Source organism: Paracoccus sp. (in: a-proteobacteria), assembly GCF_039808215.1.
Taxonomy (GTDB): Bacteria; Pseudomonadota; Alphaproteobacteria; order Rhodobacterales; family Rhodobacteraceae; genus Paracoccus.
Genome location: NZ_JBDHSP010000085.1, coordinates 1 through 11,254 on the forward strand (window position 1 = coordinate 1; position 11,254 = coordinate 11,254).

General features: G+C 67.1%; 10 protein-coding genes and 1 pseudogene. 6 read left to right on the plus strand and 5 right to left on the minus strand.

Annotation, left to right across the window (positions count from 1 at the left end; translation table 11 throughout):
* Positions 1-81 precede the first annotated feature (81 nt).
* From WMK75_RS16750 to WMK75_RS16770, 5 genes and pseudogenes are all read right to left on the minus strand, one after another.
* A pseudogene (locus WMK75_RS16750) lies at positions 82-817 on the minus strand (transposase); the annotation flags it as partial.
* Between the two features lie 118 nt (positions 818-935).
* Positions 936-3,254 (minus strand): aldehyde dehydrogenase family protein, encoded by a 2,319-nt coding sequence (locus WMK75_RS16755; RefSeq protein ID WP_347268743.1) that lies wholly within the window; start codon positions 3,252-3,254, stop codon positions 936-938.
* Between the two features lie 2 nt (positions 3,255-3,256).
* Complete coding sequence (gene deoC, locus WMK75_RS16760) at positions 3,257-4,201, minus strand: deoxyribose-phosphate aldolase (protein WP_347268744.1); 945 nt, start codon at positions 4,199-4,201, stop codon at positions 3,257-3,259.
* Between the two features lies 1 nt (position 4,202).
* Positions 4,203-4,850 (minus strand): DUF1523 family protein, encoded by a 648-nt coding sequence (locus WMK75_RS16765; protein WP_347268745.1) that lies wholly within the window; start codon positions 4,848-4,850, stop codon positions 4,203-4,205.
* A gap of 10 nt (positions 4,851-4,860) precedes the next feature.
* Complete coding sequence (locus tag WMK75_RS16770; RefSeq protein WP_347268746.1) at positions 4,861-5,142, minus strand: hypothetical protein; 282 nt, start codon at positions 5,140-5,142, stop codon at positions 4,861-4,863.
* 104 nt (positions 5,143-5,246) lie between these two features.
* On the opposite strand from WMK75_RS16770, the gene WMK75_RS16775 reads away from it, so the two are divergent.
* The 6 genes from WMK75_RS16775 to WMK75_RS16800 form a co-directional block, all read left to right on the plus strand.
* Positions 5,247-6,536: an acetylornithine deacetylase/succinyl-diaminopimelate desuccinylase family protein gene (locus WMK75_RS16775; protein ID WP_347268747.1), complete on the plus strand. Its 1,290-nt coding sequence runs from the start codon at positions 5,247-5,249 to the stop codon at positions 6,534-6,536.
* Positions 6,537-6,579: 43 nt separating this feature from the next.
* A complete protein-coding gene (locus tag WMK75_RS16780) occupies positions 6,580-6,873 on the plus strand; it encodes a septum formation initiator family protein (RefSeq protein WP_347268748.1) in 294 nt (97 codons plus the stop codon).
* A 175-nt stretch (positions 6,874-7,048) separates the two neighbouring features.
* Positions 7,049-8,065, plus strand: a complete 1,017-nt coding sequence (gene pdhA / locus WMK75_RS16785) for a pyruvate dehydrogenase (acetyl-transferring) E1 component subunit alpha (protein ID WP_347268749.1) — start codon at positions 7,049-7,051, stop codon at positions 8,063-8,065.
* Between the two features lie 12 nt (positions 8,066-8,077).
* Complete coding sequence (locus tag WMK75_RS16790; RefSeq protein ID WP_347268750.1) at positions 8,078-9,442, plus strand: pyruvate dehydrogenase complex E1 component subunit beta; 1,365 nt, start codon at positions 8,078-8,080, stop codon at positions 9,440-9,442.
* A 14-nt stretch (positions 9,443-9,456) separates the two neighbouring features.
* The gene (locus tag WMK75_RS16795) at positions 9,457-10,749 is read left to right on the plus strand and encodes a pyruvate dehydrogenase complex dihydrolipoamide acetyltransferase (protein ID WP_347268751.1); all 1,293 of its coding nucleotides are present in this window, start codon (positions 9,457-9,459) and stop codon (positions 10,747-10,749) included.
* Positions 10,750-10,945: 196 nt separating this feature from the next.
* The coding region (locus WMK75_RS16800) for a transposase (protein ID WP_347268752.1) at positions 10,946-11,254 on the plus strand (309 nt) is incomplete at its 3' end.

Here is an 11,254-nt window from a genome sequence, read left to right on the forward strand (position 1 = left end):
CGAACATACACCTCGATGGCCAACAGGGATCACACCGGCAGCGCCGGTGAAATTACACCAGCTCCTCGGACGCTAACAGGCGCGATCCTTGACCAGCTTGGCAACGGCCTTGTCGTATTTGACCCTGTAGGTCTTGACGAAAAAGGCGAAGGCAGCGCTGGCCTCGGCCTTGGTTTCGGCTTGCCAGATGTCGTGCAGATGGCCCTTGGCTTTCTCCTGCAGCGATTTCGGCAGCGCGTTCAGCACGTTCATGGTCTTGTGGACCCAGCATCGCTGTTCGCGCGTGGTCGCGAAGACCTCGCGCAACGCGGTCCAGAATCCGCTTTCAGCCGCGAGATCGTCTTGGCGGAAAGCCCGTGGGCGCCGGGGCCCAGAAGCGCTGCAAGCGCCTCGCTGAAATCGCCGGTGCTGACGCCCTTGAGGTAAAGCCAGGGCGTTCGGCATTTCCTTCGGACCGGTGGCAGTCAATGCCTCACCTCTTCGACCGATTTCGCCTATGCCGCAGATATCGCGGCAGGATACTGGGCGTGAAGCTGATCCTCTCCTCACCCGGCCCGCGATCGCGCACCCGCGGCACCTTCACGGGCACGGGGCCGATCCCGGTCATCACCTCGCACTCGGGCAGGTGACCATGGCGCACCAACCGGGATGTCCCATTCTCAAGCTTTTCGTCAGCAAACACAGCCATCAACGCCGCTAGTTCCGCCTGGATTGCCTGCTCGATCAACCTGCGCGCGCCCTCGCAAATAATATCGGTGAACGGGTCGGCGCTGAATCCGGATGGATCGGGCATCTGCGTGATGGTAGTCAATGACATGTGGCGTATCCTTTTCTCTGCTGAGAATTGACGGCGTCTTGAACGCCGCCTTGATATGCCACCCCTCAGGCCACCACCAACTTTCGCCCATTACTCCGTCACGCGGGCCAGGCGCCCGTCAATAGGCACCGCCGCCGCTGCCGGCGGGCAGCGCGCCATAGGGCAGCCAGACGGTCTTGATCCGGCAGGCGCGGCGCAGAAAGTCGCGGCCCTGCGCCTCGGGTGCGCTCCAGTCGCGGGGCGCGGGGGACCAGACCGGGATCAGGGTCTCGGCGGCAGCGCGCTCGACCGCGGCCAGACCCTCGCCCTGGCCGGCGTGCCAGATGGCGCTGACCCCGTCATGCGCGGCCAAGGCGGCGGCCAGATCGTCGCGCGGCCCGGTGACGATATTGACCACGCCGCCCGGCACGTCCGATGAGGCCAGCACCTGCGCCAGCACCAGCGCCGCCAGCGGCCGGTCCTGCGAGGGGATCGCCACCACGGCATTGCCAAGGGTGATCGCCGGCAGCACCAGCGCCATGAACCCGGCCAGCGGCGCCGCATTCGGGCAGGTCAGGCCGATGACGCCATGCGGCTCGGGCTGGGCGAGGCACAAATGCCCGGGCTTGGCCGCAATGCTGCTGCCGTCGTATTTGTCGGCAAAACCGGCATAGAAGAAACAGCGCCGGATCGCGGCATCCACCTCGGCCGGGCCGGCAAGGCCGGCGAATTCGGACCGGCGCTGCGCCAGATTCTCGGCCAGGAAATACAGCACCTGCGCCCGGCCATGCCCGCCCAGGCCCTGCCATTTCGTCAGCGACGCCTGAGCCGCCTCGACCGCGCCGCGGATGTCCTTGCGCCCGCCCAGTGGGATCAGCTCGTCCTGCGCCAGATAGCTGGTGCCGCTGTCGGGGCGTTTCTGCGCGCCGCCGATATAGAGCTTCAGCGTGCGGTCGATCCCGGAACCCTCTGCCAGGGTCAGATCGGCCGGGGCCGGATCGCGCTGCGCCGGCACGGGGGCGGCAAGGTAATCCAACATCCCCTCGCGCCCGCCCTCGCGGCCGTGGCCGCTGTCGCGCATGCCGCCGAAGGGCGCGGCGGCATCGAACAGGTTGGCGCAATTCACCCAGACCACGCCCGCCCTGATCCGCGCCGCCATGTCGGTCGCAACGGAGGCGTTTTCCGACCAGACCGAACCCGCCAGCCCGTAGCGGCTGTTGTTGGCCAGATCCACGGCCTCATCGGGGGTGCGGAAGGTCGAGAGCGTGGCGATGGGGCCGAAGATCTCCTCGCGCATCCCGGGATTGCCCGGGGCGATGGCACGCAGATAGCCCGGGGCGATTTGGCAGCCCGCCTGCGCCGCGCCGCCGACCAGTTCCGCGCCCTCGGCGACAGATCGTTCCAGCAGCGCCAGCACCCGCGCCTTCTGCGTCGGATCGACCATGGCGCCGATGTCGGTCGACTTGTCCAGCGGCGGGCCAAGCCGCAGCCTGTCCATGCGGGCGCGCAAAAGCGACTCGAAGCGCTCCGCCACGCTTTCGGCCACCAGGATGCGCGAGCCGGCGCAGCAGACCTCGCCCTGGTTGAACCAGATCGAATCGACCACGCCCTCGACCGCGGCATCCAGATCGGCGTCATCCAAGACCACGAAGGGCGACTTGCCGCCCAGTTCCAGCGACAGCTGCTTGCCCGAACCGGCGCAGGCGCGGGAAATCGCGCGGCCGACCTCGGTCGAGCCGGTGAAGGCGATCTTGTCCACCGTCGCCGCCGCCAGTGCCGCGCCGGTGTCGCCGTCGCCGGTCACGATGTTCACCACCCCCGCCGGCAGGCCGACATGGGCGCAGATCTCGGCGAAGGCCAGCGCGCTCAGCGGCGTGTATTCGGCGGGTTTCAGCACCACGGTATTGCCGGCGGCCAGTGCCGGCGCGACCTTCCAGGCCAGCATCAGCAGCGGGAAATTCCACGGGATGATCTGGCCGCAGACGCCCAGCGGGCGGTGGTCGGGAAACTCGGTCACGACGATCTCGGCCCAACCGGCATGGTGATAGAAATGGCGCGTGACCAGCGGCAGGTCGATGTCGCGCGATTCGCGGATCGGCTTGCCGTTGTCCAGGGTTTCCAGCACGGCAAGGAAACGCTCGCGCTTCTGGATGGTGCGGGCGATGGCGTAAAGAAACCGCGCGCGGTCATGGCCGGGCATGGCGCCCCAGCCGCGCTGCGCGCGCCGCGCGGCGCGCACCGCCTTGGCCACGTCGCGCGCCGTGCCCTGCGTCACCTGCGCCAGTTCCTCGCCGGTGGCGGGATCGCGGCTGGCAAAGGTCTGGCCCGGGCGAGTAAAGCGGCCGGCGATGAAATGGCCGAAGGCGGTGCGGTCCCGCAGCCAGTCGCGCACGGCAGAGGCATCCTCGGGTGCGGGGCCGTATTCCATGCTTTCCATGATCTCGCTAACCCTTGCCATGTTCACCCCGCAGCCAGGCGATGCAGGGCGGCATAGCGCCCGGTGACGAAATGGGAAATCTGGCGCTCGATGTCGGCCAGCAGCGACGAGGCGCCGATGCGCAGCAGATCGGGCGCCAGCCAGCGCCGGCCCAGTTCCTCGGCGACCAGCACCTGCCAGTCCAGCGCGTCGCGGGCGGTGCGCAGCCCGCCGGCGGGCTTGAAGCCGACGGCAAAGCCGGTCTGCGCGTGATAGTCGCGGATCGCGCGCAGCATCACCAGCGACACCGGCAGCGTGGCGTTCACCGGTTCCTTGCCGGTCGAGGTCTTGATGAAATGCGCCCCCGCCTGCATGGCGACATGGCTGGCGCGGGCGACATTGGTCAGGGTCTTCAGCTCTCCGGTGGCCAGGATCACCTTCATCATCGCCGGGCCGCAGGCCTCGCGCATGTCGCAGATCTCGTCGTAAAGCGCCGCCCATTCGCCGCGCAGCACCAAGGGGCGCGAGATCACCACGTCGATCTCGTCCGCGCCCTGCTCGACGCCATGGCGGATCTCGGCCAGGCGCAGCTTCAAGGGCAGCATGCCGGCGGGAAAGCCGGTGGCGACCGAGGCGAGCCGCACCGAACTGCCCGCCAGCGCCTGCCGCGCCGCCTGGACCATCGCCGGATAGACGCAGACCGCGGCGGTGCTCAGCGGCGCCACGCCCATGGCGGCCAGATGCCCGGGATCGACCGGCTGGCGGGCCTTGGCGCACAGACGCGCCACCCGGTCCGCCGTGTCATCGCCCGAAAGCGTGGTCAGGTCGATGCAGCGGACCGCGTTCAACAGCCAGGCTGCCTGCCATTCGCGTTTCAGGCTGCGCCGCGCCACCAGGCTGGCCGCCCGGCGTTCCGCCGCCGGGGTATTGACCGCGATCCCCTCGAACCAGTCGGGGCGGAAATCCGTGCCGGTGTTCAGCCGTTCCATGCTATTTCCCCCGCAGGCCGCGCCACCAGCGCCGCAGCCGGCCTTGGGTCTGCGCGACATCGGCCACCATCTCGTCGCGCATGGCATCGGCCGAGCGCAGCGCCGGGTCGATGGTGCGTTCGCGAAACTGGTTCCACATGCGCCAGATCAGGAACAGAAACCCGCCGATCAGCAGCAGGACGATCTGCGCTGCCCAGTTGAAGGGGCGCACATCCGGCCCCGCCACCGGCCGGATCGCCACCGCGTTGGGATAGACCGACAGCCAGGCGATGCGCCAGCCGTATGAGGTCACGCTGACCCATTGCGGCTTTTCGGCGGTGGATTTCAAGTCAGTCGCCCGCGCATGCAGGTTCGAGCTGTCGTATTTGAAGAAGGGCGGCCAGATCCAGCCGGTGTCCTCGTTGCGATAGACAAGCGGCCGGCCGTTCGGGCGCACGGTGTCGATGAAGCGCACGTCGCGCTGGCCCTTGGCGTTCTGCACCGTGCCGGTGTCGGGCGAAGCATAGAAGATCGAATTGGCGCCGATCTCGGTCAGGCGGTTGTAGGTATTGGTGATCCGCACCGTCTGGCGCGCCGGCAGCGCATAGTCCAGGAACATGTAGACCATGACGGCAAAGACCGTCCCCAATGCGATCGGCAGCCAGCGCATCGGCGCCTCCTCAGTTATAGTTCACGATGACGATGATCGCCGCGATGGCGACCAGCGGCAACACCAGCACCAGCCCGACCAGGCGCGCGCGCAGCGTCCGGTTGAACCCGCGCATGGCACGCCGGACAAAGGCGGTGCGCTGCGGCGAGGCGCCGGCGCGTGCGGGGTGGCGGCGGTCCCATTCCCTTTCAAGCTCCTCGCGGCGCAGGCTGCGGACATAGATCGAGATCAGCACATAGAACACCAGTTCGATCGCCAGCACCATGGCGATCAGGCGCAGGAAGGCGATCATCGGGCGGCACCCTGGCAATGGCTCATGCGTCATGGAAGGCTGGCGCGGCGCCGCTGTCAATCGCCCCATTGCGGCAGCGGCGCCGCCGGCCTAGCCTGATCGCCATGGACGCGCTTCGCCATCAGATCGGCAACCGCCGCGACGCCCTGCTGTCGCTGACGCAGGACCTGATCCGGATTCCGACGCTGAACCCGCCGGGGCGCAACTACCTGGATATCTGCGAATATCTGCGCGCGCGCCTGGCGCCGCAGGGCTGGCAGTGCCAGTTGATCCGCGCCCGCGGCACCCCCGGCGACAGCGCGGCCTTTCCGCGCTGGAACCTGATCGCCCGCCATTCCAGCGGCCGGCCGGGCGAATGCGTGCATTTCAACAGCCATCACGACGTGGTCGAGGTCGGCCACGGCTGGAGCCGCGACCCGTTCGGCGCGGAATTCGTCGACGGCCGCATCCATGGTCGCGGCGCCTGCGACATGAAGGGGGGGCTGGCCGCCAGCATCATCGCCGCCGAGGCTTTCGTGGCGCTTTACCCCGACCACCCCGGCACGATCGAGATCAGCGCCACCGCCGACGAGGAATCGGGCGGCTTCGGCGGCGTGGCCTATCTGGCGCAGCAGGGCGCCTTCGCCCATGTCGGCCATGTCATCATCCCCGAACCCCTGCACAAGGACCGAATCTGCCTTGGCCATCGCGGCGTCTGGTGGGCCGAGATCGAGACCCGGGGCCGCATCGCCCATGGCTCGATGCCCTTCCTGGGCGACAGCGCCATCCGCCACATGGGCGCCGTGCTCGAGGAAATGGAGCGCAGCCTGTTCCCGCTGCTCTTGTCCAAACGCACGGCGATGCCGGTGATTCCCGAAGGCGCAAGGAATTCGACGCTGAACATCAATTCGATCCATGGCGGCGAGCCGGACCTTGGCGCGGATTTCACCGGCCTGCCCGCGCCCTGCGTGCCCGACCGCTGCCGCATCACCATCGACCGCCGCTTCCTGATCGAGGAGGATCTGCGCGAGGTCAAGCGCGAGGTCACGGCGCTGCTGGAAGGCATCAAGGCGCAAAGGCCGAATTTCCGCTTTGAGATCCGCGACCTGTTCGAGGTCCTCCCCAGCATGACCGACCGCGAGGCGCCGGTGGTGCGCGCGACCGCCGCCGCCATCGAGCGCGTGCTGGGCCGCGAGGCGGGCTATGTCGTCAGCCCCGGCACCTATGACCAGAAGCACATCGACCGCATCGGCAAGCTGAAGAACTGCATCGCCTACGGGCCGGGGGTGCTGGACCTGGCGCATCAGCCCGACGAATGGGTGGGGCTGGACGACATGCAAGACAGCGCCCGCGTCATGGCGCTGGTGCTTGATGACATCCTGCGCGGCGCCAAGGGGGATTCCCCCGCGCCCTGACCTGTGCCATCATCGCCGGCAAAACACCCGAGCCGAGCAGCCCATGTCCCAACGTCTGTCGATCAGCGCCGCCATATTCTTCGTCGTGATGATGCTGCTGGGCGCCTATTTCGCCTATGCCGCCGTGCAGGGCCCCTCGGGCATCCTGCGGCGCGTGCAGTTGCAGGCCGAGACCCAGGACCTGATGCAGCAGCGCGACCGCCTGCAGGCCGAGGTGGACCGCATGCGCAACCTGACCCGGCGCCTGTCGGACGATTTCCTTGATCTCGACCTGCTGGACGAACGCGCGCGCAATGTCCTCGGGCTGGTGCAGGCCGACGAGATCATCATCCGCTAGGCCAACGGCCGCGCCATCGCGCCGGCCTTTCGCCGCAACCTGCGCCGCAACCTGCGCCGCAGGCGGCTTTGTGCATTCTGTTGTGGACGGATGCACGGTTCCGGTTTACTTCCCCCGACAGCTTCGCCTAGAATTAGTTTAACGCTGAACTATTCCGCTCCGAGGAGGAGGTCCCATGGTCAAAAAGCCCGCAGCGACACAAAGCACGCCCAACGTGTCCAAGGAAGAGCTGCTCCAGTACTACCGAGACATGCTCTTGATTCGCCGATTCGAGGAAAAGGCCGGCCAGCTTTACGGCATGGGCCTTATCGGCGGCTTCTGCCACCTCTACATCGGCCAGGAGGCCGTCGTCGTCGGCCTCGAGGCCGCCACCAAGGAAGGTGACAAGCGCATCACCAGCTATCGTGACCACGGTCACATGCTGGCCTGCGGCATGGACGCCCGCGGCGTGATGGCCGAGCTGACCGGACGCATCGGCGGCTATTCCAAGGGCAAGGGCGGCTCGATGCACATGTTCAGCCGCGAGAAGCATTTCTACGGCGGCCATGGCATCGTCGGCGCGCAGGTGCCGCTGGGCGCGGGCCTTGCCTTCTCGGACAAGTACAAGGGCAACGACAATGTGACCTTCGCCTATTTCGGCGACGGCGCCTCGAACCAGGGCCAGGTCTACGAGACCTACAACATGGCGGTGATCTGGGACCTGCCGGTGATCTTCGTCATCGAGAACAACCAGTATGCCATGGGCACCTCGATGAAGCGTTCGACGCGCTCGCACACGCTCTATGGCCGGGGCGAGGCCTTCGGCATCAAGGGCGAACAGGTGGACGGCATGGATGTGCTGGCCGTCAAGGCCGCCGCTGAAAAGGCCGTGGCGCACTGCCGCGCCGGCCATGGCCCCTATATCCTCGAGGTGATGACCTACCGCTATCGCGGCCATTCGATGTCGGACCCGGCGAAATACCGCACCCGCGAGGAGGTGCAGAAGATGCGCGACGAACGCGACGCCATCGAGCATGTGCGCGACCTGCTGCTGCAGGGCAATCACGCCACCGAGGACGACCTCAAGGCCATCGACAAGGAAATCAAGGACATCGTGAACGATTCCGCCGAATTCTCCAAGGAAAGCCCCGAGCCGCCGCTGGACGAGCTCTGGACCGACATCTACGCCGACGAAATTCCGAGCCACGCCTGAGGGAGGGTTGACATGGCCACTGAAATCCTGATGCCCGCCCTGTCGCCGACCATGGAGGAAGGCACGCTGGCCAAATGGCTGGTCAAAGAGGGTGATACCGTGAAAGCCGGCGACATCCTCGCCGAGATCGAAACCGACAAGGCCACGATGGAGTTCGAAGCCGTCGATGAGGGCATCATCGGCAGGCTGCTGATCGCCGAGGGCAGCCAGGGCGTGAAGGTGAACACCCCGATCGCCGTGCTGGTCGAGGAAGGCGAATCCGCCGATGCCGCCCCCGCCGCCCCGGCGCCTGCCGCCGCGCCCGCCGAGGCCGCTGCCGCCGCCCCGGCACAGGCCGCCGCCCCGGCGCCCGCCCCGGTCGTGGACCATTCCCCCGACTGGCCGGAAGGCACACCGATGAAGACCATGACCGTGCGCGAGGCGCTGCGCGAGGCCATGGAAGAGGAAATGACCCGCGATGAGACGGTCTTCCTCATGGGCGAGGAAGTCGGCGAATACCAGGGCGCCTACAAGATCTCGCAGGGGCTGCTCGACAAGTTCGGCGCGCGCCGCGTGGTCGATACCCCGATCTCGGAAATCGGCTTCGGCGGCATCGGTGTCGGCGCCGCCATGGGCGGGCTGCGGCCGATCGTCGAGTTCATGACCTTCAACTTCGCCATGCAGGCGATGGACCACATCATCAACTCGGCGGCCAAGACGCTTTACATGTCCGGCGGCCAGATGGGTTGTCCGATCGTGTTCCGCGGCCCGAACGGCGCCGCCGCACGCGTCGCCGCCCAGCACAGCCAGGATTACGCCGCCTGGTTCGCGCAGATCCCCGGCCTCAAGGTGGTGATGCCCTATTCGGCGGCCGATGCGAAGGGCCTGCTGAAACAGGCGATCCGCGACCCGAACCCGGTCATCTTCCTGGAAAACGAGATCCTCTACGGCCGCAGCTTCGAGGTGCCGGACCTTGAGGACTTCACCATCCCCTTCGGCAAGGCGCGCATCGTGCGTTCGGGCACGGATGTGACGCTGGTCAGCTTCGGCATCGGCGTCAGCCATGCGCTGGAGGCGGCGGATCTGCTGGCCAAGGACGGCATCTCGGCCGAGGTGATCGACCTGCGCACCCTGCGCCCGATCGACTACGCGACGGTGATCGATTCGGTCATGCGCACCAACCGCTGCGTCACCGTCGAGGAAGGCTTCCCGGTCTGCTCGATCGGCAACCACCTGTCGGCCTATATCATGGAAAACGCCTTCGACTATCTCGATGCGCCGGTGATCAACTGCACCGGCAAGGACGTGCCCATGCCCTATGCCGCCAACCTTGAAAAACACGCGCTGATCACGGCCCCCGAGGTCGTCGAGGCGGTGAAAAAAGTCACCTATCGCTGAGCGGAGGGCGAAGAATGCCTACGGAAATCCTGATGCCCGCCCTGTCGCCGACCATGGAGGAAGGCACGCTGGCGAAATGGCTGGTGAAAGAGGGCGACACCGTCAAATCCGGCGACATCATCGCCGAGATCGAGACCGACAAGGCCACGATGGAATTCGAGGCCGTCGATGAGGGCGTGGTCGGCAAGATCCTCATCGCCGAGGGCAGCCAGGGCGTGAAGGTGAACACCCCGATCGCCGTGCTGCTGGAAGAGGGCGAATCCGCCGCCGACATCGGTGCGGCCTCGGTCCCCAAACCGGCAGCCCCCGCCCCGGCGGCCGCAGCCGCCCCCGCAGCGGCCCCGGCCGCTGCCCCGGCCCCAGCGGCGCCGAAATCGGCCGATGGCGGGCGCGTTTTCGCCTCGCCGCTGGCGCGGCGCATCGCCGCCAGCAAGGGCATCGACCTTGCCACCGTCAAGGGCTCGGGCCCTTACGGCCGCATCGTCAAGGCCGATGTGGAGAGCGCCAAGCCCGGCGCCGCGAAACCCGCGGCCGAGGCCCCGAAGGCCGCCGCCGCCCCGGCTGCGGCAGCCCCGGCCGGCCCCTCGGCCGAGGCGATCCTCAAGATGTATGCCGACCGCGAGACCACCGAGGTGGCGCTGGACGGCATGCGCCGCACCATCGCCGCGCGGCTTTCCGAAGCCAAGCAGACCATCCCGCATTTCTACCTGCGCCGCTCGGCCAAGCTCGATGAACTGATGAAGTTCCGCGCCATGCTGAACAAGCAGCTGGAATCGCGCGGGGTGAAGCTGTCGGTGAACGACTTCGTCATCAAGGCCTGCGCGCTCGCGCTGCAAGAGGTGCCGGACGCCAATGCCGTCTGGGCGGGCGACCGCATCCTCAAGCTGAAACCCTCGGACGTGGCGGTTGCGGTTGCCATCGAGGGCGGGCTGTTCACCCCGGTGCTGAAGGACGCGCAGCAAAAGACCCTGTCGGCGCTGTCGGCCGAAATGAAGGACCTGGCCACCCGCGCCAAGACCAAGAAGCTTGCTCCGCATGAATACCAGGGCGGCAGCTTTGCGATCTCGAACCTGGGCATGTTCGGCGTCGAGAATTTCGACGCGGTGATCAACCCGCCGCATGGCGCGATCCTTGCCGTGGGCGCCGGCATCCAGACCCCGGTGGTCGAGAATGGCGAGGTCGTGGTGCGCAATGTCATGTCGATGACGCTTTCGGTGGATCACCGGGTGATCGACGGTGCGCTGGGCGCACAGCTGCTGGAGGCGATCATCCGGCATCTGGAAAGCCCGATGGGCATGCTGGCCTGACCATGGCCACGGGGGCACGCGCGGCCTCCGCGGCAGACAGAAACCAAAGCGCCGGCGCCAACGCGCCGGCGTTTCTTCAGCCGCAGGGACGCCGCGCCAATTCCCGCAGGGCCTAAAGCATTTCTGTTGAACCCTGAATCGCTGGGGTTCCGTCGCAGTGCGGATCGTGATTCCCTTCTGTCTGGGAGGACGGATCATGTCAGCACCCTTGCCGTCGGCGCTTCGGACGCGGTTTCAGCGATATATTGAAGAGGGCCTGAGCGGTCGGGCGGCGGCGCTGCGGCTGAAGCTCTCGCCGGCGACCGGAGCACGTTGGGGCCGGGCGATCAGAACCAAGGGGCATGCTGAGCCATTGCCCCAGGGACGTCCCAAAGGGCATGGAAAGCTTGCCCCGCACCGAGCCTTTTTCGAAGAACTGCTCGAACAGGATCCCGACATCACGCTGTTCGAACTCAGGGACGCGCTGGCCGCAGCGGAAGGCGTTCGTGTCCATCACTCATCCATT